Source organism: Brevibacillus schisleri (genome assembly GCF_055685845.1).
In genome coordinates this window covers 3,965,250-3,989,424 of sequence record NZ_JBVNDM010000001.1, presented here as the reverse complement: position 1 = coordinate 3,989,424, position 24,175 = coordinate 3,965,250, and the positions used below count along the sequence as shown (strand labels likewise).

Below are 24,175 nucleotides of genomic sequence, written 5' to 3'. Positions count from 1 at the left end.
AGAAAAACAGACATACGTTAAAGGATGGTGCAAAATGTTCAAGCGCGAGGAGACGAAACCGGTTTTTGTAGGTGGAGTGCAAATCGGGGGCCAAAAAAGCGTAGTCATCCAGTCGATGACGACAGCAGACACACGTGATGTAGAAAAAACTCTGGCCGAAATTCAGAGACTCCACGATGTCGGTTGCCAAATTGTTCGCTTGGCCGTCATCAATGAAGATGCAGCACGTGCCATCAAAAAAATTAAAGAACGCTCCCCATTGCCGCTTGTTGCCGACATTCATTTCGACCACAAGCTGGCATTGATTGCACTGGAGAGCGGGATTGATAAAATTCGGATCAACCCAGGAAACATCGGTTCGAAAGAAAAAACACAACGCGTAGTGGAAGCATGCCGTGAGCGCAATGTTCCGATCCGTATCGGGGTCAACTCCGGTTCTGTCGAGAAAAGACTTTTGGATAAATACGGTTACCCTTCTCCGGAAGCAATCGTAGAAAGCGCGATGGACCACGTGCAAATTTTGGAAGACCTGAACTACGACAACATTGTTATTTCCTTGAAGTCTTCCGATGTTCCAACGATGATTCAAACCTATTCGTTGATGGCACAGAAACGCAACTATCCGCTGCACGTTGGTGTTACAGAAGCAGGTACACAGTTCTCTGGTAGCATTAAATCTTCAGTTGGAATCGGAACGGTATTGTCGATGGGCATCGGTGACACGATTCGCGTATCCCTGACGGCTGATCCTGTTGAAGAAATTAAAGTAGCGAAACAAATCCTTCGCAGCTTGGATATCGTGAACAACGATCCAGTGGTGATTGCATGCCCATCTTGCGGTCGATGCGCAATTGACCTGATCGGCTTGGCAACCAAAGTAGAGGATGCCGTTTCCACGCTGAAAGTACCGTTAAAAGTAGCGGTAATGGGCTGCGCGGTAAATGGCCCTGGTGAAGCTCGTGAAGCAGATGTAGGCGTTGCCGGCGGAAATGGCGAGGGCTTGATTTTCCGTAATGGTGAAATTGTTCGGAAAGTAAAAGAAACCGAGTTGTTTGAAGAACTGATGAAAGAAATTAACGAAATAGTAAACGAGCAAAAACCTACGACTGTAGGATAATGCACGTTGATTGCTGATAAGGCATAAGGAGGACACGCACGTGTTGAAGCAAAGTCAAATGTTGATCCCTACCCTGCGGGAAGTGCCATCCGACGCGGAGATTGCCAGCCACAAGCTGCTGCTTCGCGCTGGTATGGCCCGCCAACTGGCTTCCGGTATTTATACGTACCTGCCACTGGCGCTCCGTTCCCTGCACAAAATCCAAGCGATTGTGCGTGAAGAAATGAACAATGCTGGGGGACAAGAGCTGTTGATGCCAGCGATGCAACCAGCTGAGCTGTGGCATCAAACGGGTCGCTGGGATGTATACGGTCCCGAGCTCGTTCGCCTGCGTGATCGTCATGATCGTCCTTTTGCCTTGGGTCCAACCCACGAAGAAGTCATTACGAGTCTCGTGCGTGATGAGATTAACTCTTACAAGAAACTCCCGATCAACCTTTATCAAATTCAAACCAAGTTCCGTGATGAAGTGCGTCCACGCTTCGGTTTGATTCGTTGCCGCGAGTTTATCATGAAGGATGCTTACTCTTTTGATACGTCCCAAGAAGGCTTGGATCGCAACTTCCAGGCGATGTACGATGCGTACACAAACATCTTTACCCGTGTAGGCTTGAACTTCCGTGCAGTAGAAGCGGATGCAGGTGCAATCGGCGGAAAAGGCACTTACGAATTCATGGCGTTGTGCGACATTGGGGAAGACACGATTGCTTATTCGGAAGAAGGCGATTATGCGGCCAACTTGGAAAAGGCAGAAGTCGTGTACAAGCCATCTGCGAAGCCAGCAACAGAAGCGCCAGCTCGAGAAAAATTGCATACACCTGGCACTAAAACGATCGATCAATTGGTACAAGCACTGCAAATCGAAGCAAAACAAATCATTAAGAGCCTCATTTATCGCGTAGACGACAAACTGGTTATGGTACTGGTGCGCGGTGATCATGAGATCAATGAAGTGAAGCTGAAAAACTTGTATGATGCGACGATCGTTGGACTGGCTTCTGAAGCGGATATCGTTTCTGTAACAGGAGCATCTGCAGGATTTGTTGGACCAGTTGGCATTGATCCTGAAAAAGTGGAAATCATCGCGGACAATTTTGTTCAAGATGTTTATGATGGTGTTGTCGGTGCCAATGAAACAGACTATCATCTGACTCACGTAGTTGCTGGCCGTGATTTCACGGTTTCGAAGTACGCTGACTTGCGCAACATTACTGAAGGTGACGAGTGCCCTCGTACAGGTGGGGTTATCAAGTTTGCACGTGGTGTTGAAGTCGGTCACGTATTCAAGCTGGGTACGAAATACTCTACGGCGATGGGTGCTACGTACTTGGATGAAAACGGACGCAGTCAACCGATGATCATGGGTTGCTACGGAATCGGTGTATCTCGTACAATTGCGGCAGTGATCGAGCAGAACAATGATGAAAATGGTATCATTTGGCCAGTGTCTGTTGCCCCTTTCCATGTGCATGTGATTCCGGTCAATGTTAAAGTAGAAGAGCAACGTCAAGCTAGTGAACAAATTACCGAAGCACTGCGTAAGGCTGGCATCGAAGTATTGTTTGACGATCGTCCTGAGCGCGCTGGTGTGAAGTTTAAAGACGCCGATTTGATTGGATTGCCTCTGCGTATTACGGTTTCCGATAAAGCGGCACAAGAAGGAACAGTGGAAGTGCGTATCCGCAAAAACGGAGAAACACATGATGTAAAGCTGGGTCAATTGGTTGATGAAGTGAAAGGTCTCCTATCTCGTGTTGACCAAACCGGAGCTGCGTTGTTCGCAAACTAGTTGCATGCAGGAATAAGAAGGATTTTGTCGAATTTTTACGGGGTACTCCCCTAGATTAAAGGGGAGTGCCTCTTTTTCTTGTTTGAACGCTCACTTATGGGGAAGGTGGGAAAACCGTGGACCGTTTACAAGAGCAAAAACATCGCTTCTCCCTATTGGTCAAGCAAATGGAAGTTCCTGACGAATGGGTGGAGCGATTTTTTCTAGATGCGCAGATTGAAAAGCTAGAGTTGTATAAGCAAAACAAAGAATGGGTTTTTCACTTTGCGCTCCCGAGAATGATACCTGCGGATGTTTATGCTGCTTTTACCAAGCGATTGACGCATACATTTTCACATCTAGCCAAAGTGGATACTCGATTTCGCTATCACCAAAAGCCTTCTCTTGATCACGTAGTTGAAGAGTATTGGGATGTCTTGCTGGCTGGGCTGGAGCCAACGCTGAACTCCTTGGCAGTTACGATGCGTCAAGCGCGTAAGCAAGTCGACCAACAGGAAGTCAAGGTGTACTTGCCAACGGAGATGTCCGTTGAGGTTGCCAAGCGAAAACGGGCGGATAATGAGCTTTTGGCTGCTTTCCAGAAAGCTACCGATTGTTCGATGCGTTTTTCTTTCCATGGGGAAGAAAGCGATGACGCGTATAAAGCCTTCGAGGAGCAACGTAAAGAAGAAGAACGTGCTCTCGTCGAAGTTGTGATGACGGCTGTCCAACAAGAGAGCAAATCGTCTGATAAAGCTGAGGCTGTCACTACGCTCATGATGGGTTATGAAATCAAAGATGCGCCGATCCCGATTTGCGAGATTCAAGATGAGGAACGCCGTATTGTCATCCAAGGAACCGTGTTTAACGTAGAGGTAAAAGAGCTCCGTAGTGGGCGTCATTTGCTCACGTTCAACATTTCTGACTATACGGATTCTCTCACGGTGAAGATGTTCTCTCGCGATAAAGAAGATGTGAAAATGCTCGAATTGCTAAAAGACGGCATGTGGGTGAAAGTGCGGGGAAGTGTACAGCATGACACATTTGTACGCGATCTCGTTATGAATGCCAATGATTTGAACCAGATTGAGCAGGTTATTCGGAAAGATCAAGCGGAAGAGAAACGCGTCGAGCTCCATTGCCATACGCCGATGAGTGCGCTAGATGCTGTTGCATCTGTAAAATCACTGATCTCGACGGCAGCCAAGTGGGGTCATAAAGCCATTGCTGTTACAGACCATGGTGTCGTACAGGCTTTTCCAGAGGCGTATTCCATCGCCCAAAAAAACAACATCAAATGCATTCTCGGTATGGAAGCGTACGTAGTCGAGGATGGTATCGATATCGTTTACAACTTGCAAGCAGACAATAATATTTCCATTGATGAAAATACGGAGTACGTCGTGTTTGATACGGAGACGACGGGTTTAAACGCGTCCGAGCATACCATCATCGAGATCGCTGCTGTCAAAATGAAAGGCGCAGAAATTGTCGACCAATGGACGGAGCTGATTGACCCGCAATTGCAAATTGGGCCAAAGACAACCGAGATTACGGGGATTACCAACGAAATGCTCCGCGGGCAAGAGACACTAGATGTGGTGCTCCGCAAGTTCAAGGATTTTACTGGTGACGCCATTCTGGTCGCACATAATGCAGAGTTTGACAAAGCGTTTATTAACGCCTGCGCCAAACGGATTGGCATGGAGCCATGGACCAATCCATTTTTAGATACGCTGCCTTTGGCACGCTTGATGTACAAAGGCATGCGCAATTATCGATTGGGATCATTAGCAAAAAAGTTCAACGTCGAGCTCATCAATGCCCACCGTGCGTTGGACGATACCGTAGCCTTGGCTCACGTGTTCCAGCAAATGTTGAAGGACATAAAAGAAGCGGAAATCAAATCGCTTGCAGAGCTGAATGAAAAAAGTAACGAAGAGGCCGACTATAAAAGTGGACGCCCATTCCATGCGACCATTCTCGTGCAAAATAAAGAGGGCCTCAAAAACCTGTACAAGCTCGTAAGTCGCTCCCACGTGGAAACATTCTTCCGTTGGCCACGAATTCAGCGAAGCCAGCTGACCAAATACCGCGAAGGCTTGTTAATTGGTACGGCCTGCAAAGACGGAGAACTCATGCAATCGATTCTCCGTGGTAAGTCACCTGAAGAATTGAAGGAAGTTGCGGCTTTTTACGACTTTATAGAAGTACAGCCGATCGCTCATTACTCACCACTGTTGCGGAATGAAGAAATTCCTTCGCTGGAGACGATGAAAGGCTACCATGAAAAGATCGTCCAAATGGGAAAAGAGCTCGGTAAGCTGGTCGTAGCTACAGGGGATGTGCACTTCCTGAATCCCCAGGATGAGATCTTCCGCGATGTTTTCTTACTGTCAAAAGGGGATCCAACCGCTGGCAACCAGCCGCCGCTGTACTTTCATACAACGGATGAGATGCTGGAGGCGTTCTCCTTTTTGGGAGAAGAGACCGCAAAAGAAATTGTCGTGACAAACACAAATGCCATCGCAGATATGATTGAAGATATCAGTCCGATTCCAGACAAGCTGTACACGCCGATCATTGAAGGGGCAGACGATGAGCTGCGTCAAATGTGTTATGACAAAGCAAGGTCGTTGTATGGTGACCCATTGCCCGAACTGGTCGAGCATCGCTTGGAAAAAGAATTGAACAGTATCATCAAGCACGGTTTCGGTGTGATTTATTTGATTTCGCAGCGTTTGGTAACGAAATCGTTGAATGATGGTTATCTGGTAGGTTCACGTGGATCTGTAGGCTCGTCTTTTGTTGCAACGATGTCTGAGATTACAGAGGTAAACCCATTGCCTCCTCATTATCGCTGCCCAAATTGCAAGCACAGCGAGTTTATTACAGATGGTTCAATCGCCTCTGGCTTTGACTTGGAGGATAAAGCATGTACACAATGTGGAACCATGTATGCCAAGGATGGACAGGACATCCCGTTCGAGACGTTCCTCGGATTTAAAGGAGACAAGGTACCGGATATTGACTTGAACTTCTCTGGTGATTATCAGCCGCGTGCACACAAGTACACACAAGAGCTGTTCGGAGCCGACTACGTATATCGTGCAGGAACGATTGGTACGGTTGCGGAAAAAACAGCGTATGGCTATGTGCGCAAGTATGCCGATGAACGAGGCATGACGTTGCGCAATGCGGAGATATCCCGAATTGTCAACGGCTGCACAGGTGTAAAAAGGACGACAGGGCAGCATCCGGGCGGTATTATCGTAGTTCCTGACTACATGGAAATCGAGGACTTTTGTCCGATTCAGTTCCCGGCTGATGATAATGAGTCTGAATGGCGCACAACCCATTTTGATTTCCACTCCATCCATGATAACTTGCTAAAACTCGATATTCTGGGACACGACGATCCAACCGTCATTCGTATGCTGCAAGACTTGACGGGAATGGACCCGAAGACGATTCCACTGGATGATAAAAAGACAATGTCCATCTTCAGTTCGACGGAAGCCTTGGGGGTTTCACCGGAGCAAATCGGTACGAACATGGGAACATTGGGAATTCCAGAGTTCGGAACCAAATTCGTACGACAGATGCTAGAGGACACCAAACCGACTACGTTTGCCGAGCTCGTCCAGATTTCTGGACTCTCTCACGGTACGGACGTTTGGTTGAACAACGCGCAGGACTTGATCCGCAATGGTACTTGCAAGCTGCCTGACGTAATTGGTTGTCGTGACGATATCATGGTGTATTTGATCTATAAAGGGCTAGAGCCATCTCGTGCCTTTAAGATCATGGAGTCCGTGCGTAAAGGTAAAGGGGTTCCTGAGGACGATCAGGAAGAAATGCGCAATAACAATGTGCCGGAATGGTATATACAGTCGTGCCAGCGGATCAAGTACATGTTCCCGAAGGCGCATGCGACTGCCTACGTCATGATGGCTGTACGGATCGCTTATTTCAAGGTCCATCGACCACTGGAGTTTTACGCGACATACTTCACTGTTCGCGCAGATGACTTTGACATTCCGCTGATGGTCAAAGGCTCAGCGGCAATCAAGCAAAAGATTGAAGAGATCGAGGGCAAGGGACATGATGCACAGCCAAAAGAAAAGGCATTGCTGACTGTTTTGGAGATGGCGTTGGAAATGATAGAGCGGGGCTTCCGCTTTGCCAATGTTGATTTGTACAAATCGGACGCTACTCGCTTCTTGATCGAAGGTGACTCCCTCATCGCTCCATTCAACGCCCTGCCTGGTTTAGGGACGAACGCAGCGATCAGCATCGTGCAAGCGAGAGAGCAAGGGGAGTTTTTGTCCAAGGAGGACCTCCTATCCCGATCCCGCATCTCCAAGACTATTTTGGAGTTCTTGGACGAGCAAGGTGCGTTGCAAGGATTGCCAGAATCCAACCAGCTATCCTTGTTCTAAGGCGTGCAGTCAAGGCTCACAGTCATCCAAAGGTTGTCAGCGAAGGGCTGTTATGCTATAATTTTTTTGGAAATACTGGTTTTATACGCATGGCTGATCGAGAGTGGGGAAACCCACTCTTTCTTTCTGGCTACACCTCATGGTTCAAATGAGAAGGAGGTACTTGCTTGAGCAAGGTAACAGGCATCGTCACTGAACTCATCACGCCCATTGTTGAAGAAGTGGGCCTGGAGCTAGTTGACATCGAGTACAAAAAGGAAGGCAGCAACTGGTTTCTGCGCGTGTTTATCGACAATGAAACTGGCAACATCGACATTGATGACTGCCGCCTTGTCAGCGAGAAGCTGAGCGAAAAACTAGACGAAGTTGATCCCATCCCTACGGCATACTTTTTAGAAGTATCTTCGCCGGGTGCTGAGCGCCCATTACGCAAGGATAAGGATTTCACGAAAGCTGTCGGCAGAAATGTGCACATCACAACAAAAGAGCCAATAGAAGGTGCAACCACATTCGAAGGCGAACTGGTATCCTATGAGGATGGCAAGCTGACAGTAAAAGAAGCAAAGAAAACGTATGTAATTTCCCAAGAGCAAATTGACACGGCTAGAATGGCAATTATTTTTTAGTTGTCGCGGTCTGTGTTAGCCCGTGGTTAGTAAAGGAGGAGGCAACGAAAGTCATGAACGGCGATTTTATCGAGGCTTTAGAAGCCATTGAGAGAGAGAAAGGCATCACCAAAGACGTACTGATTGAGGCCATCGAAGCGGCTCTTATCTCTGGATACAAACGTAACTTCAACTCGGCCCAAAATGTGCGGGTGGATGTAAATCGTCATTCAGGTATGGTGCGTGTGTTTGCGCGGAAGAGCGTAGTCGAAGAGGTTTTAGATCCGCGCCTCGAGATCTCTCAAGAAGCAGCACAAGAAATCGATCCTAACTTCCGTCTGGAGGACATCGTCGAAATCGAGGTAACGCCTCGTGATTTCGGGCGTATTGCTGCTCAGACAGCGAAGCAAGTGGTTACACAGCGCATTCGCGAAGCGGAGCGCGGTTTGATCTACAGCGAGTTTATTGAGCGTGAAGACGATATCGTAACAGGGGTCGTTCAGCGTATGGACGCTCGCAATTATTACATTGATCTGGGTAAGGCGGAAGCCGTTATGCCGATCACCGAAAAAATGCCATCCGAAGATTTTAAATCACAAGATCGTGTGAAGGCATACATCATCAAAGTAGAGAAAACCACTAAAGGACCGCAAATCGTCGTTTCCCGTACTCACCCGGGGCTTTTGAAGCGTCTCTTCGAATTAGAAGTGCCAGAAATATATGACGGTGTGGTTGAAATCAAATCTGTTGCACGTGAAGCGGGTGATCGCTCGAAGATCGCTGTGCATTCCATCAACGCAGATGTTGATCCAGTAGGGGCTTGTGTCGGTCCAAAGGGCATGCGCGTCCAAACGATCGTTACAGAACTGAAAGGCGAAAAGATCGACATTGTTCGTTGGTCTGAAGATCCGGCCGAGTACGTAGCCAATGCACTCAGTCCTGCAAAAGTGCTGCATGTAGAGGTTAACGTAGCAGAGAAGGTTACACGTGTGATCGTTCCTGATTATCAATTGTCTCTGGCGATTGGTAAGCGCGGTCAAAACGCACGCCTGGCAGCCAAGCTGACTGGCTGGAAGATCGATATCAAGAGCGAGTCACAAGCCGACCAAGAAGGCATCGCTTATCCAAAAGAAGTAGAGAGCGATGAAGGGACGGACAACGAATAATCATGAAGCAAAAAAAGATCCCGTTGCGTAAGTGCATTGTTTGCCAAGGAATGTTTCCGAAAAAGGAATTAATCCGCGTTGTCCGGACGCCAGAAGAAGAGATCGTCATTGATCTTACTGGAAGGGCGGCGGGACGCGGTACCTATGTGTGTCGGCAGGAAAGCTGTCTGAAGCCGGATGCGTTCGCATCGGGAAAATGGAAAAAAGTGCTGGAACGTGCCCTCAATATGTCCATCTCCCAAGAAAAGTATGATGCTTTCCGTGAGAAATGGCTGGAGATGGTGGGAAAATGACCCCAAAAGCAGCACAATTACTCGGATTAGCGATGCGTGCGAGAAAGATCGTTACTGGGGAAGGGCTGGTCATTACTGCTGTTCGTAATGGGCAGGCTCGCCTGGTATTGCTCGCATCAGATGCATCAGACAACACCGCCAAGAAAGTAAAGGATAAATGTTCCTATTACGGTGTCTCATGTGTAACCACTGGCGACCGACATTCATTGGGACACGCAATCGGAAAAGATGGGCGCGTTACCGTGGCGGTAACCGATGGGAAATTGGCCGAAAGCATTCAGCGTCTGCTCACCTAACTTAGAAAGGGTGAAGTATATTTGAAGACACGTGTGTATGAGTATGCCAAACAGCACAACATGAGCAGTAAGGAAATCCTCAATTTGCTAAAACGATTGAATATAGAAGTAGCAAATCATATGAGTATCATGGAAGAAGGGACGATCAAAAGGATCGAGGATCACATGGCCAAATTGCGTTCTGGTGCCAAACCGGAAACGCGTAGTACACCTAGTGATGCAAGACCCAAACAAACGGACGATCAACGACGCCCCAACGACTCCAGAGGACAACAGATCAAGCCCCAGCAGCAATCGGGGCAAGTTCAACCGGTTAGAAATGAAAGACCAAACAGCGATCGCGGACCAAAAAACACAAGCACGAATCGTCCAGGAAATAGCAGTGCAAGTGGCAATCCCGATCAGCATAGTCCTCAGCATGGAAAAAATCAGGGGAAGAATCAGGAGAGAAAACCAAACAATATGAGAAGTCAACCTGCAAAGCCGTCTGACCGTAAGCCGCAGAATCAACAACGACCACAAAACCAGCAAAACCAACAGCGTCCTCAAAATCAGCAACGACCACAAAACCAGCAGCGTCCTGCACAGCAGAACCAAACGGAAGGTCGTACAGGGGAAGATTTTGAAGATAAAGTGAACCTTCCATCCAACGTTGGTACGGAAAAGCGTGAGAAAATCAAAAAAGCCCCTCAAACCCAAAAGACCTTCGAAGATAACAAGAAGAGTCAACCATTCCGGGGTGGAAACAACCGTAATAATCAAAACAACCGCCGTGGAGGAAATAACCACCGTGGTGGAGGACAAAAGCCACAACGTCCGGTTCTTGAACCACCTACAAAGATTACATTCACAGAGTCTTTGACGGTAAATGAGCTGGCAGTGAAACTGCGTAAGGAACCAGCTGAAGTCATCAAAAAGCTGTTCGGCTTGGGCATCATGGCGACGATCAACCAGTACCTCGACCGTGAAGCGATTGAACTCATTTGCGCAGACTACAACGTAGAAGTCGAAGAAAAAATCATCATCGATGAAACGAACTTCGAAACGCTGGAAGAAGTAGATGCACCAGAAAGCATGTTGGAGCGCCCGCCAGTTGTTACCATCATGGGTCACGTTGACCACGGGAAAACAACTTTGCTGGATGCGATTCGCTCTACAAACGTAGTAGCGGGAGAAGCAGGCGGAATTACACAGCATATCGGTGCATACCAAGTGGAGATCAAAGGAAAGAAAATTACTTTCCTCGATACACCTGGTCACGCGGCGTTCACAACGATGCGTGCACGCGGTGCGCAAATCACAGATATCACCATTCTGGTTGTTGCAGCAGATGATGGTGTCATGCCACAAACCGTTGAGGCGATCAGCCATGCGAAAGCGGCAAATGTACCAATCATCGTTGCTGTCAACAAGGTTGACAAACCAGAAGCAAATATTGACCGTATCAAGCAAGAGCTGACCGAGTATGAACTGGTTGCCGAAGAGTGGGGTGGCGATACGATCTTCTCCCCATTGTCCGCGAAACAGCGTACAGGTATCGAAGAACTGCTTGAGTACATCTTGCTCGTATCCGAAGTACAAGAACTGAAAGCAAACCCAGACAAGCGCGCTCGCGGTACTGTAGTAGAAGCTGAGCTTGACAAGGGACGCGGTCCAGTTGCAACCATTCTGGTTCAACAAGGTACCCTACGCGTTGGTGACCCAATTGTAGTAGGTTCCGCTTTCGGACGTGTACGTGCAATGGTGAACGACAAAGGACGCCGTCTGAAGGAAGCTGGTCCATCTACGCCAGTTGAAATCACTGGTCTGAATGATGTACCACAAGCAGGTGACCAATTCCGTGTCTTTGAAGACGAGAAAAAGGCACGCGCAATCGGGGAAGCTCGTGCATCCAAGCAGCGTGAATCCGAGCGTCGTGAGAGCTCCCGCGTTTCTTTGGATGACTTGTTCCAGCATATCCAAGAAGGCGATATTAAAGAGCTGAACCTGATCGTAAAAGGTGACGTACAAGGTTCTGTAGAAGCTCTGCGTGGCGCTTTGGAGAAAATTGATGTCAACGGTACACGTGTCAAAATCATCCATACAGGTGCTGGTGCGATTACGGAGTCCGATGTTACATTGGCAAATGCATCGAATGCGATCATCATTGGCTTCAACGTGCGTCCTGAACCGAATGCACGCAGCATGGCTGAACAAGAGAAGATCGACATTCGCCTGCACCGTGTCATCTACACTGTAATCGAAGAGATCGAGTCTGCTCTCAAAGGGATGCTTGATCCAGTCTTCAAAGAAAATATTATCGGCCAAGCTGAGATTCGTGAAGTGTTCAAAGTATCCAAAGTCGGAAACATTGCAGGTTGTTATGTGACTGAAGGTAAATTGAGCCGCGATGCTGGTGCACGTTTGATCCGTGAAGGCATTGTGATTTATGAAGGTAAGCTCGATACTCTCAAGCGCTTCAAAGATGATGCGAAAGACGTTGCAGCAGGCTATGAGTGTGGTCTTACTTTGGAACGCTTCAATGACCTCAAAATTGGCGACGTAATCGAAGCATTCGTCATGGTTGAAGTGAAACAATAATGATAGCAGGTGTGCAGATTGAACTGTTTCTGCCCGCTAGCCAAAACCTGAAAGAAAAACGAGCCATCGTCAAAAGTCTGATCGGCAAGCTGCGGAGCCGATTTCATGTCTCCGCGGCAGAGGTGGCTTATCTCGAGCAATGGCAGCGTACCGTTTTGGGTATCGCTGCCGTTGCTAATGAGATCTCTTTTTTACAACAAGAAATGCAGGCTGTTATTCGATTCGTGGAAAACCATCCAGAGGTAGAGTTGATTCGCGTGGATACGGAATACTACGACTAAAGAGCAGCCAGCGGAGGTGAAAATCGAATGAATAAAACACGAATCAGCCGTGTAGGCGAAGAAATTAAAAAAGAATTGAGCCTCGTATTGCAACGTGGACTCAAAGATCCTCGTGTCGGTTTCGTAACGGTAACAGATGTAGAGGTAAGTAGTGACCTGCAATTGGCAAAGGTTTTTGTCAGCATTTTTGGCAGTGAGGAAGAGCGTAAAGCTTCTCTTGCAGGTTTGACAAAAGCAAAAGGTTATTTGCGTACAGAGATCGGGAAACGCGTAAAGCTGCGTCACATTCCTGATTTTGTATTCAAGCTGGATGAGTCCATTGACTACGGCAGCAAAATTGAATCAATCCTGCGGGAAATCTCCACAGAGGGAGAGAAACAGGATGAATCCTAATCAAGTAGCAGTACAGGAAGCGGCGCGGTTTATGCAGGAGCACGACCGCTTCCTGGTTCTTTCTCATGTAAGTCCTGACGGAGATGCTACAGGATCTGCTTTGGGAGTCGTGCTCATGCTGGAGCAATTGGGAAAAGAGTATGTGGTTGTAAACGAAGGGGAAACACCGATCAAGTTTAACTTCTTGCCGCGGTTTGACCGTCTTTATAACCTGCGCAAACAACCACTGAACGAGACGTTCGGGGCCGTAATCGCTGTAGACTGCGCGGATGAGTCGCGGATGGGCGATGTACGGTCTTTATTTGCATCTGGCGCTGCTTTGCTGAATATCGATCACCACCCGACCAACGATCATTTTGGAACGGTCAATCTGATTCGTCCGGATGCAGCCGCAACAGCAGAAATTTTGTTTGATGTTGCAGAAGCAGCAGGGGTTTCTTTCGACGAAGAGCTTGCGCTGTGCATCTATACCGGCCTTCTGACAGATACAGGTGGATTCCGCTATTCCAATACATCACCGCGCGTCATGGAAATCGCTGCTCAATTACTTGGTTACGGTGTGAAGCCAGGAGAGGTAGCAGAACGGTGTCTGGAGGAAATTACTTTTGCCCATGTGAAAGTACTGCGACGCGCTCTGCAAACCTTGCAACTGTCCCATCAAAATCTGGTCGCCTCTATCACTGTTTCAGCAGCAGATTTTGCCGAAGTGGGTGCAGAGCGGGAAGATGCTGGTGGATTGGTGAATTACTGCCGCAACATTGAGGGAGTCGAGGTCGGCGTTTCTTTTGTGGAAGCAGAACTGGGAGTAGTCAAGGTGAGCATGCGGGCTCGCGATCGGGTTGACGTAGCTGTCATTGCGAAGCAGCTCGGTGGCGGTGGACACGCAAAAGCAGCAGGATGTACGATCAAAGGACCACTTTCAGAAGTACAGAGAAAAGTATGGACTGTGCTGGACGATGCAGTAGGAGTGAAATTCGATGAGTAACGTGAACGGCGTGCTGGTTATCGACAAGCCAGCTGGAATGACTTCCCATGATTGTGTAGCACGTATTCGTCGATTGTATGGAACGAAAAAAGTGGGGCATACGGGTACACTTGATCCAGATGTGACGGGTGTACTCCCCATTTGTGTGGGACACGCAACGAGGCTGGTTGAATATTTGCAAGAGCTGCCTAAGCGTTATGATGTAGTCATGCGCCTAGGCTCTACGACCACAACGGAAGATGCTTCTGGAGAAGTGGTGGAGCAAGCTGGAGTAGATGTAGCATCGATTACGACGGAGCGTATTCAAGCGCTGTTCGAGTCCTTTTTGGGTGAAATGGAGCAGGTACCCCCGATGTTCTCTGCGGTAAAGGTAAACGGCAAGCGGCTGTACGACCTGGCTCGCGAAGGCACGGTAATCGAACGGCAGGCACGGAAAGTAACGCTCTATGAGCTGACGCTTCATAAGATTAGCGTGGATGGGGACACTGTCGATGTGGCATTTACGTGCACGTGCTCCAAAGGCACATACATGCGCACCTTATGTGTTGACCTCGGACGCGCTCTGGGTTATCCTGCCCATATGAAGCTGTTGCGGCGAATTAAAAGTGGCCCGTTCCAGGAGCAAGAGGCAATCCCCCTCCAGCAAATCGAGGAACAGGCAGCAAGCGGGGAAGATATTTCCCGTCACTTGGTCTCCATCCCCCAGGCAATCTCATTCTTACCATCGTTTCAGGTCAAGCCAGAACGGATCAAAGCAGTACGTAATGGACTTGCGACTGCACTTCCGGGCGTTACTGCGGAGGAAGGAAGTTTGATTTGCTTGTTTGCGGGGGAAGATTTACTTGGCATTCATCGTGTATGCCTTGGAGACAAAGGACTTTTCGCCAAACCAGAAAAAGTCTTTCCAGCCGAGGTGTAATCCGTGAAAACGATCTACCTAACATACCCGTTTCCGTCTGACCTGCAAGCGAATCCTTGTGCGATTGCACTGGGGTACTTTGATGGTGTACATATTGGGCATCGCCGTGTAATCCAAAAGGCGATTGATACAGCGAAAGCAAACGGATGGCAAAGTACGGTAGTGACCTTTGATCCGCATCCACGAGAAGTATTGGGGCAAAGCGGTTATACCCGCTATTTGACACCACTTGCAGACAAGCTCGAGCAGTTCGAAAAGATGGGCGTAGACACTACATATGTGATGAAGTTCGACATTAGCTTTGCCGCTATTTATCCAGAAGATTTCATCACAGAGTGCCTTCTTCCATTGGAATGCCGCCATATTGTCGTTGGTTTCGACTACACCTTTGGTTATCGCGGGATGGGGACTGCCCATACCTTGCAAGAAATGAGCAAAGGTCGCTATGGGCTCGACATCGTGGGTCCGGTAAATCGCTTGGGTGAAAAAGTGAGCAGTACAATCATTCGTGAATACCTCCATCATGGGGATGTCGAGCAGGTTCGCCATTTGCTAGGCCGCTCCTACAAAGTGCGCGGAACAGTCGTGCATGGTGACAAACGCGGTCGAACCATTGGCTTTCCTACAGCGAACGTCCAAGTGAATCAGCCGTACTTGATCGGAAAGAATGGGGTCTACGGCGTTCGCTTTACCGTGGATGAACAAAGCTACTATGGCGTCATGAACGTTGGGATCAAGCCAACATTCGAACTGGAGAAAAAAGAAAAGTCACTAGAAGTGCACATTTTTGAGTTCTCTGGTGAAATCTATGACAAAGAAGTAGAAGTGGAGTTCTTGTTCTACATCCGGGAAGAACAGAAATTTGCCGGAGTCAATGCACTCATCGCACAAATAGGACAAGATGTTCAAACGGCGAAGCAAAAATTCGCAGAGGGAATCTCGTAAAGGATTCTCTTTGCTTTTCACAAAATGGTATGTTATAATTCAAAACGTTGTACAGATAACCGTAGCTTGGCTGTCCGATTCTCACCGACGGCAGACTCGGCGAACGGTATAAAAAATGAGGAGGTGAGTCATGATGGCATTGACTCAAGAACGTAAAACTCAACTGATTCAAGAGTTCCGTACTCATGAGAACGACACCGGTTCACCGGAAGTGCAAATCGCTATCTTGACCGAAAACATTAACAATCTGAACGGACACTTGCGTACGCACAAGAAAGATCACCACAGCCGTCGTGGTCTCTTGAAAATGGTTGGTCAACGTCGTAACCTGTTGACATACCTGCGTGAAGCAGATGTTCAACGCTATCGTTCGGTTGTAGACCGCCTGGGTCTGCGCCGCTAATCAGCGTCTTGTAAAAAGCGGGTTCTACCCGCTTTTTCTATCGTGTAGGAGGGCTTAGCGTAGCAATGCGCTAAGCCCATCCGAAACGAGTAAAAGGCTTGTGTCCTATCTGGTAGGTTCAATTAGCTTCAAAAGAAGCTTTTTTTATTATCTAGAAAGACTGCCAAAGGTAGCCATTTAATTTTTATCATGGCAGGAAATAATACATATAGGTAGAAAACAAAGTGTGTAAACGCACATTGTTGTGAAGGAGGACTGCTAGCATCATGGAGCAACAATACCGTACATATGACTTCGAACTGGCAGGCCGAAAACTGACCCTGGAATTTGGCAAAATGGCTAAACAGGCGCATGGTTCGGTCTTGGTTCGTTACGGCGATACAGCAATCCTGTCCGCAGTTACAGTCTCGAAGGAACCAAAACCACTTGATTTCTTTCCATTGACTGTCAACTATGAGGAGCGTCTCTACGCGGTTGGGAAAATTCCTGGCGGCTTTATTAAAAGAGAAGGACGTCCAAGCGAAAAGGCAATTTTGGCTAGCCGCTTGATTGACCGCCCAGTCCGCCCTCTTTTTGCAGAAGGATTCCGTAACGATGTACAAATCGTAAATACTGTTCTGTCTGTGGATCAAGACTGCTCACCTGAAATCGCTGCGATGATCGGTACTTCCGCAGCGCTATGCGTCTCGGAGATTCCTTTTGAAGGCCCGATTGCAGGAGTGATCGTAGGACGAATTGACGGCGAGTTCGTCATTAATCCTACGGTAGCTCAAGCAGAGAAAAGCGATATTCACCTGACTGTCGCAGGTACGCATAAAGCGATTAACATGGTGGAAGCAGCTGCGAACCAAGTACCGGAAGCAGTTATGCTCGAAGCGATCATGGCTGGTCATGACGTGATTAAGCAACTGGTAGAATTCCAGAACATGATCGTGTCCGAAATTGGCAAGCAAAAGATGGAAGTCATCTTGCATGAGGTTGATCCTGAAATCGATCAAGCTGTACGTGCATATGCGGAAGCTCGCTTGAAGGAAGCTGTTCGCATCGAAGAAAAACAAGCACGCTACGATGCAATTGACGATATCAAGGCAGAAACCAAAGAGCATTTTGCAGCCAAGGATGCTGAGGCATATCCAGAGCAGGAAAAGATGATTAGCGAAGTACTTGGCAATATCGTCAAGGACGAGGTTCGCCGTCTGATTACTGAAGAGAAAGTTCGCCCTGATGGACGAGCTCTGAACGAAATCCGTCCGCTGTCCAGTGAGACAACCATTCTTTCTCGTACACATGGCTCTGCTATGTTTACCCGCGGTCAGACGCAAGCACTGAGCGTTTGTACATTGGGCGCGCTGGGAGATGTTCAAATTCTCGATGGACTCGGTCTGGAAGAATCGAAGCGCTTTATGCACCACTACAACTTCCCGCCGTATAGCGTGGGTGAAGCACGTCCGTTGCGTCCTCCGGGTCGTCGTGAAATCGGACATGGTGCGTTGGGTGAGCGTGCAATCGAGCCGATCATTCCATCTGAGGTTGAGTTCCCTTACACCATTCGTCTCGTATCAGAAGTAATTGAATCTAACGGTTCTACATCCCAAGCATCGATTTGCGCGAGCGTACTCGCTTTGATGGATGCAGGTGTACCGATCAAAGCACCGGTAGCAGGTATTGCGATGGGCTTGATCATGAGCAAAGATGAGAAATCTTTCTCGATCCTGACTGATATTCAAGGTATGGAAGATCATTTGGGAGATATGGATTTCAAAGTAGCGGGTACAGAGGCTGGTGTAACAGCTATCCAAATGGACATCAAAATTTCCGGTATCAACCGTGAGATTTTAGAGTTGGCCTTGGAACAAGCGCGTATAGGTCGTTTGCACATTCTAAACCATATGATGAGCACGATTTCCGAACCACGTAAAGAACTGTCTCCTTATGCACCAAAAATCATGACCATGACGATCAATCCGGAGAAAATTCGCGATGTAATCGGTCCACAAGGTCGTGTCATTAATAAGATTATCGAAGAAACCGGCGTAAAAATCGACATTGAACAAGATGGACGTGTCTTCATCGCATCGATCAACCACGAAGCGAATCTGCGCGCGAAACAAATCATTGAAGATCTGGTTCGTGAAGTAGCTGTTGGTCAGGTGTACCTGGGAACAGTAAAACGCGTAGAGAAGTACGGGGCGTTCATCGAGTTGTTCGCAGGTAAAGAGGGCTTGTGCCACATCTCTCAACTGGCTGAAGAGCGTGTAGCCAAAACAGAAGATGTTGTCGCAGTTGGTGATAAAGTGCAAGTGAAAGTGACCGAGATCGACGACCAAGGTCGTGTGAATCTCTCTCGCAAAGCAGTTTTGAAAGAACAAGCTGCTGCGGAACAAGCTGCTGAAACACCAACAAAAGCAGAATAAAGAAAAACAAAAGGCTTCGTCACTCGAAGAAATTCGTGTACGGAAGCTTTTTTCTTTTCTATGCCAGAATGCTCTCGTTTCGTATGTCTAAGTCGTCCCATCCTCTCATACATTGGACAAGAGAGACTCGTACGATCGATAGAGGAGGGCGACGCCCTAATGACGAATAGGACCAGGAGACTTTTGTTCATATTTATATATGGAGCAGCGCTGATTGTTCTCTTGAATTATCAGCCTATTCATCATTACATTAGCACGATCAAAAATGTCCACGTAGTGACTGGAGATCGAAATGAAAATGAAAAAGCGCGTTTACGGGCGCAGATAGAAAAGTGGCGAGAGGGCAGAGAGGAAGAGCCGATCGATGCCGTTGTTGATCAGACGTGGAAGGCGATTCCCGGCTATAATGGACGTGTAGTCGATGTAGAAGAATCGCTCAATAAAATGCTGGCTGCGGGTGTATCCAGCCCGGATTTGCTCGTATACAAGGAAGTACCCCCAGCGGTTTCGCTTGAGCAATTGGGAGCACAACCCATCTATCGAGGAAATCCAAATAAACCAGCGATTTCTTTCATGATCAACGTGGCTTGGGGAAATGAGTATCTCGACTCGATGCTCAATACTCTCGATAAACATAAGGTAAAGACGACGTTCTTTCTGGATGGCTCTTGGGTAAAACGTTACCCCGAAGAAGCAAAAAAGATCTTGGCACGTGGCCATGAGATTGGTAATCATGCGTATTCCCATCCCGATATGAACACACTGGGAACACAGAGGATTCATCAAGAGATAAGTCGTACGCAAGATGTTATTTTTAAAACGCTGGAAGTGAAGCCTACCCTGTTTGCTCCGCCATCTGGTGCTTTTAACCAACGCGTTGTACAAATCGCGGATTCGTCTTTTCAAATGAAGACGATTCTATGGACGGCAGATACAATTGACTGGCAGAAACCATCGCCTGCATATGTGATCAATAAAATAAGCCGGAAAATGGAGAACGGTGTCCTCGTGCTCATGCATCCTACGTCCACCTCCGAGGCCAGTTTAGATCAACTTCTGACCATCGCCAAAAAGAAGGGGCTACAGCCGACGACTGTTTCGGAGGTTATATCGAGTCGTAGACTCCCGTCACCGTAAATACATGTTCATTTATTGTGGAGACAAAGGAAGTTTGCTATAGTTAGACGTGTTTACAAGAAATTCCCCGAGGTTTCGGGTAGAGACAGATGAACAACCGAGGAGGATTTACGTGATACAACGTCATACGTGTGATAACGGTCTTCGAATCGTGACGGAACGGATTCCGTCCGTTCGCTCCGTTGCCTTAGGCATCTGGGTAGGGACTGGTTCGAAATATGAAAATGAGAAAAACAACGGGATTTCCCATTTTCTCGAGCATATGTTTTTTAAAGGCACAAAAACCCGTTCTGCAAAGGAAATTGCGGAAATCTTTGATGAGATTGGCGGGAACGTGAACGCCTTTACTTCGAAGGAGTATACCTGCTATTACGCAAGGGTGCTCGACCAACATGCTCCGATCGCTCTCGATGTTCTTTCCGATATGTATTTCAACTCGGTATTTGATGCAGATGAGCTGGAAAAGGAAAAGAACGTCGTCATTGAAGAGATTGGTATGTATGAAGACACGCCGGATGATTTAGTGCATGATTTAATTGCACGCGCTTCATACAGCACACACCCGCTAGGCTATTCGATTTTAGGTACGGAAGATGTCCTGCGCAGCTTGAAGCGTGACGATTTGCTCGCTTATATTGATCAGCACTATCTGCCAACGAATACGGTGATTACGGTAGCGGGTAATTTTGAAGACAGTTTGATTGAAGATATCCAAAAGCGCTTTCAAGCTTTCTCGCGTCCAGGCATTATACCGACCTTGTCTACCCCAGATTTTGCGGGAAATGTGATCGCGCATCATAAGGCAACAGAGCAAGCGCATTTGTGCCTGTCTTTACCTGGGTTTAAGGTAGGACATCCTGAGGTATACTCCTTGATTTTACTGAACAACGTGCTGGGTGGTAGCATGAGCTCGCGTCTATTCCAAGAAATTCGAGAAGAACGCGGCTTGGCATACTCTGTTTATTCTTATCACTCTTCTTATAAAGAAGCGGGTACGTTCCACGTGTATACAGGAACGGCACCAGAGCAAGTAGGGCAGGTATTTGACATTGTCTCGCGTGTCCTGCGCGATGTCGCTGATCATGGGATTACGGATAAAGAGCTGAACAAAGGAAAAGAGCAGCTGAAAGGCAGCCTGATGCTCAGCTTGGAAAGTACCAATAGTCGTATGAGTCGCCTTGGCAAAAATGAACTCTTGCTGGGCCGTCACCTTAGTCTAGATGAGATCATCGCCAAAATTGACCGCGTTTCCCATGAATCTGTTCTGGCTGTGGCGCAGCAGCTGTTCCGTTCCAAAATGTCTATGGCGATGGTGAGTCCACTCGATGGCTTCCCTGAAAATGTGAAGAACGATATTTTGTTGTAGGGAAAAATCCGGCATAGCCCGGATTTTTTTGCGTATATCAACAGTAAATGAAAGGACAAAGGGGGCTTCTCCATGCGCTTAAGCGAGTTGGGTGGGAAGGAGATTATCGGACTGGACAATGGGGAGAAAATGGGGGTTATCAGTGATTCCGATTTAGTCATCCATCCCGAAAACGGTACGATTCAATCCATCATCTTGCCAGGAGGTAGTTTCTTTGGGTTCGGTAAGAAGCGAGAGGACCTCGTGATCCCATGGAGTTCCATCGTAAAAATTGGGCCAGATATGGTCATCATCCAGCTTAAAGCGCCTGAGGCACAAGCTTCTCAAAAGTAGGCGCTACTGTCACCGAAGTAGCAGGAGCGGAATAGGATGGGGGTAGACCGCATGGATTTCCGTCAACTTTTCCAAAAGGAAAACCTTTGCGTTCCGATCATTTAATGCAGTAAAATGTGTGGAAAGGGGAACGCAGCATGCTAACGGGCATACATGTTGCCTTCATCGGCGGAGACGCTCGCCAGTTGGAAGTCATTAAGCGATGCATACAACTGGATGCTAGCGTCACGTTAGTTGGCTTCGACAACCTGGAAAGTAATTTTACAGGGGCAACGAAGAAACCATTAACATGCGATGTGTTGAAAGACGTGGACGCCCTCATCCTACCCATCGTAGGGACCGATGATCAAGGTTACGTGGAAAGTATTTTCTGCTCCAAACAACTGCAGTTGCTAGATGAACATGTGGCAAGTCTGCCGAGTCATTGCGTGGTTTACACGGGAATGGCAAAGCCTTATCTGAAAAAACTATTGGCTTCCACACGGCTTCCTCTCGTGGAGCTCTTGGATCGTGATGACGTAGCTATCTATAACTCTATCCCTACTGTAGAGGGAGCGTTAATGATGGCGATTCAGCATACGGATATTACGATTCATGGATCACAGTCAATTGTTTTGGGATTGGGCCGAACAGGTTTGTCCATGGCTCGAGCATTGCATGCGTTAGGGGCCCGCGTAAGAGTTGGGGCCAGACGTCAAGAACACTTGGCACGCATTTATGAGATGGGATTGACTCCCTTCCATATAAGCGAAGTAAGGAAACAGGTTACGAATGCTGATTTCATTTTTAATACCATCCCGCAATTATTACTCACGGCAGAAGTGATTGCTCAAATGCCTCAATCGGCGTTTATTCTTGATCTTGCCTCCAAGCCAGGAGGAACAGATTTTCGTTACGCTGAAAGACGAGGGATCAAAGCTCTTCTTGCTCCCGGATTGCCTGGAATCGTTGCGCCTAAAACCGCTGGACAAATTTTGGCCCAAACATTGTCTCGTCTGATTGCGGATCAAAGGAAAGCGCCAGGAGGGGATGCAACATGAGTAAGCTTCAGGGAAAGACCATTGGATTTGGTTTGTCTGGATCGCATTGCACCTTTGAGGAAACGATGCCGCAAATTAAACGATTTGTGGATGCTGGAGCAAGGGTGGTTCCGATTGTATCGAATACGATTATGACCACGGATACACGCTTCGGTACTTCGCAAAGCTGGCAGCAACAAATCAAGGAACTGACAGGGGAGGAACTTATTTCGACGATTCCTCAGGCTGAGCCGTTGGGACCTTCCAAGTTGTTGGATGTCATGCTGATTGCGCCTTGCACAGGCAGTACGACGAGTCGACTAGCGAATGCCATTACGGATAGTGCCGTACTGATGGCAGCTAAAGCGACCATGCGTAATTTGCGACCTATTGTGATTGCCATATCCACCAATGATGGTCTGGGATTAAATGCAGCCAATATTGCCAAGCTGTTGGCTGCGAAGAATATGTATTTCGTGCCATTCGGGCAGGATGCCCCGGATAAAAAACCGAATTCGCTTGTAGCTCGTATGGATCTCCTATTGGAAACATGCGAAGCAGCTTTGGAAGGTCGACAATTGCAACCCTTGCTCATCGAGAGATTTAACTACTAATAAGACTACAGAAAAACCAATAAACCTGCTTTTTCGCGATTAGGAGGAGAGTAAGAGATGGCAAACCAACTGACTTTCAATGTTGCTGTAGTCGGTGCGACTGGTGCAGTCGGACAGCAGATGATTCAACTATTAGAAAAGCGCAACTTCCCAATCAAACAGCTTAAGCTGCTTGCTTCTGGACGTTCTGCAGGAAAAACAGTTACCTTCAAGGGGCAAGAAATTGTACTGGAAGAGGCGACTCCAGACAGTTTTGCAGGGGTTGATTTTGCCCTGTTTAGTGCTGGTGGATCTGTCAGCAAGGAACTGGCTCATCACGCAGTGCGTCATGGAGCAGTTGTCATTGACAATACCAGCGCATTCCGGATGGACCCAGATGTTCCTCTCGTTGTGCCAGAAGTAAACATGGATGCTGCGCTCGCTCATAATGGAATCATTGCGAATCCGAATTGCTCTACGATTCAGATGGTTGCCGCTCTAAAACCCATGTATGATCGTTTTGGTATAGACAGAATTATCGTTTCTACTTACCAGGCAGTATCTGGTGCAGGTCAATCTGCGATCAATGAATTGCTCGACCAGAGTCGAGACATTTTGGATGGTAAAGAACCGCAGTGTAACGTACTTCCCGTAGGCAAATTGCCTGTACATCATCAGATTGCGTACAACGCGATTCCGCAGATTGATGTGTTCACCGACAATGGTTTTACTTATGAAGAAATGAAAATGGTTAATGAAACCAAAAAAATCTTCGGTGATGACACTGTACTTGTTTCAGCTACTTGCGTACGTATTCCAGTGGTCTACGGCCACAGCGAGTCGGTATATGTAGAGCTGAAACAGGATTACGATCTGGCAGAAGTAAAGGCCCTGCTGAAAGACGCTCCGGGTATCGTGTTAGTAGATGCGCCGGAGGAACAGCAGTATCCACTCGCTACTGATGCAACAGGCAAACTAGAAGTATTTGTGGGCCGGGTGCGTCGTGATCTCCATCATCCTCGTGGACTGCATATGTGGATCGTTTCTGACAATCTTCTCAAGGGTGCAGCATGGAATACAGTACAAATCGCTGAAGAACTCATAAAAGCAAGAGTATAGG

At 47.7% G+C, this 24,175-nt stretch carries 21 protein-coding genes; all 21 read left to right on the top strand.

Annotation, left to right across the window (positions count from 1 at the left end; all coding sequences use genetic code 11):
* Positions 1 to 34: 34 nt before the first annotated feature.
* A complete protein-coding gene (ispG, locus tag ACUUHJ_RS18630; RefSeq protein WP_015891719.1) occupies positions 35 to 1,117 on the top strand; it encodes a flavodoxin-dependent (E)-4-hydroxy-3-methylbut-2-enyl-diphosphate synthase in 1,083 nt (360 codons plus the stop codon).
* Between the two features lie 43 nt (positions 1,118 to 1,160).
* Positions 1,161 to 2,906 carry a proline--tRNA ligase gene (locus ACUUHJ_RS18625; RefSeq protein ID WP_472301219.1) on the top strand — a complete coding sequence of 582 codons (1,746 nt, stop codon included), beginning with the start codon at positions 1,161 to 1,163 and terminating at the stop codon, positions 2,904 to 2,906.
* A 116-nt stretch (positions 2,907 to 3,022) separates the two neighbouring features.
* Complete coding sequence (locus ACUUHJ_RS18620; RefSeq protein WP_472299603.1) at positions 3,023 to 7,327, top strand: PolC-type DNA polymerase III; 4,305 nt, start codon at positions 3,023 to 3,025, stop codon at positions 7,325 to 7,327.
* Between the two features lie 167 nt (positions 7,328 to 7,494).
* The gene (gene rimP, locus ACUUHJ_RS18615) at positions 7,495 to 7,953 is read left to right on the top strand and encodes a ribosome maturation factor RimP (RefSeq protein ID WP_015891716.1); all 459 of its coding nucleotides are present in this window, start codon (positions 7,495 to 7,497) and stop codon (positions 7,951 to 7,953) included.
* Between the two features lie 53 nt (positions 7,954 to 8,006).
* Positions 8,007 to 9,098 (top strand): transcription termination factor NusA, encoded by a 1,092-nt coding sequence (nusA, locus tag ACUUHJ_RS18610; protein WP_016743349.1) that lies wholly within the window; start codon positions 8,007 to 8,009, stop codon positions 9,096 to 9,098.
* Positions 9,099 to 9,100: 2 nt separating this feature from the next.
* A complete protein-coding gene (gene rnpM / locus ACUUHJ_RS18605) occupies positions 9,101 to 9,391 on the top strand; it encodes an RNase P modulator RnpM (RefSeq protein WP_015891714.1) in 291 nt (96 codons plus the stop codon).
* A complete protein-coding gene (locus ACUUHJ_RS18600; protein WP_289673430.1) occupies positions 9,388 to 9,687 on the top strand; it encodes a YlxQ family RNA-binding protein in 300 nt (99 codons plus the stop codon). The genes rnpM and ACUUHJ_RS18600 overlap by 4 nt, the downstream gene beginning before the upstream one ends.
* A 21-nt stretch (positions 9,688 to 9,708) precedes the next feature.
* Positions 9,709 to 12,267 (top strand): translation initiation factor IF-2, encoded by a 2,559-nt coding sequence (gene infB / locus ACUUHJ_RS18595; RefSeq protein ID WP_289673428.1) that lies wholly within the window; start codon positions 9,709 to 9,711, stop codon positions 12,265 to 12,267.
* Positions 12,267 to 12,548 carry a DUF503 domain-containing protein gene (locus tag ACUUHJ_RS18590; RefSeq protein ID WP_016743352.1) on the top strand — a complete coding sequence of 94 codons (282 nt, stop codon included), beginning with the start codon at positions 12,267 to 12,269 and terminating at the stop codon, positions 12,546 to 12,548. Before infB ends, ACUUHJ_RS18590 begins: the two co-directional genes overlap by 1 nt.
* Before the next feature lie 27 nt (positions 12,549 to 12,575).
* Complete coding sequence (gene rbfA / locus ACUUHJ_RS18585) at positions 12,576 to 12,941, top strand: 30S ribosome-binding factor RbfA (RefSeq protein ID WP_007719226.1); 366 nt, start codon at positions 12,576 to 12,578, stop codon at positions 12,939 to 12,941.
* A complete protein-coding gene (locus tag ACUUHJ_RS18580; protein WP_289673427.1) occupies positions 12,931 to 13,926 on the top strand; it encodes a DHH family phosphoesterase in 996 nt (331 codons plus the stop codon). Before rbfA ends, ACUUHJ_RS18580 begins: the two co-directional genes overlap by 11 nt.
* Positions 13,919 to 14,845 carry a tRNA pseudouridine(55) synthase TruB gene (gene truB, locus ACUUHJ_RS18575; RefSeq protein WP_289673426.1) on the top strand — a complete coding sequence of 309 codons (927 nt, stop codon included), beginning with the start codon at positions 13,919 to 13,921 and terminating at the stop codon, positions 14,843 to 14,845. Before ACUUHJ_RS18580 ends, truB begins: the two co-directional genes overlap by 8 nt.
* Before the next feature lie 3 nt (positions 14,846 to 14,848).
* Entirely contained in the window at positions 14,849 to 15,790 is a 942-nt protein-coding gene (locus ACUUHJ_RS18570) for a bifunctional riboflavin kinase/FAD synthetase (protein ID WP_472299602.1), read from the top strand.
* 133 nt (positions 15,791 to 15,923) lie between these two features.
* A complete protein-coding gene (gene rpsO / locus ACUUHJ_RS18565) occupies positions 15,924 to 16,193 on the top strand; it encodes a 30S ribosomal protein S15 (protein WP_015891708.1) in 270 nt (89 codons plus the stop codon).
* A 266-nt stretch (positions 16,194 to 16,459) separates the two neighbouring features.
* Positions 16,460 to 18,607 (top strand): polyribonucleotide nucleotidyltransferase, encoded by a 2,148-nt coding sequence (pnp, locus tag ACUUHJ_RS18560; RefSeq protein ID WP_289673424.1) that lies wholly within the window; start codon positions 16,460 to 16,462, stop codon positions 18,605 to 18,607.
* A 159-nt stretch (positions 18,608 to 18,766) separates the two neighbouring features.
* Positions 18,767 to 19,744, top strand: coding sequence for a polysaccharide deacetylase family protein (locus ACUUHJ_RS18555; RefSeq protein WP_472299601.1), 978 nt, complete (start codon positions 18,767 to 18,769; stop codon positions 19,742 to 19,744).
* A gap of 112 nt (positions 19,745 to 19,856) precedes the next feature.
* Complete coding sequence (locus ACUUHJ_RS18550) at positions 19,857 to 21,110, top strand: M16 family metallopeptidase (protein ID WP_472299600.1); 1,254 nt, start codon at positions 19,857 to 19,859, stop codon at positions 21,108 to 21,110.
* Between the two features lie 72 nt (positions 21,111 to 21,182).
* A complete protein-coding gene (locus ACUUHJ_RS18545; protein WP_015891703.1) occupies positions 21,183 to 21,443 on the top strand; it encodes a YlmC/YmxH family sporulation protein in 261 nt (86 codons plus the stop codon).
* Positions 21,444 to 21,580: 137 nt separating this feature from the next.
* Complete coding sequence (dpsA, locus tag ACUUHJ_RS18540) at positions 21,581 to 22,483, top strand: dipicolinate synthase subunit DpsA (protein ID WP_289673421.1); 903 nt, start codon at positions 21,581 to 21,583, stop codon at positions 22,481 to 22,483.
* Positions 22,480 to 23,076, top strand: a complete 597-nt coding sequence (locus ACUUHJ_RS18535; RefSeq protein WP_007719213.1) for a dipicolinate synthase subunit B — start codon at positions 22,480 to 22,482, stop codon at positions 23,074 to 23,076. Before dpsA ends, ACUUHJ_RS18535 begins: the two co-directional genes overlap by 4 nt.
* A 57-nt stretch (positions 23,077 to 23,133) precedes the next feature.
* The gene (locus ACUUHJ_RS18530; RefSeq protein ID WP_472299599.1) at positions 23,134 to 24,174 is read left to right on the top strand and encodes an aspartate-semialdehyde dehydrogenase; all 1,041 of its coding nucleotides are present in this window, start codon (positions 23,134 to 23,136) and stop codon (positions 24,172 to 24,174) included.
* The last annotated feature ends 1 nt before the right edge of the window (position 24,175 follow it).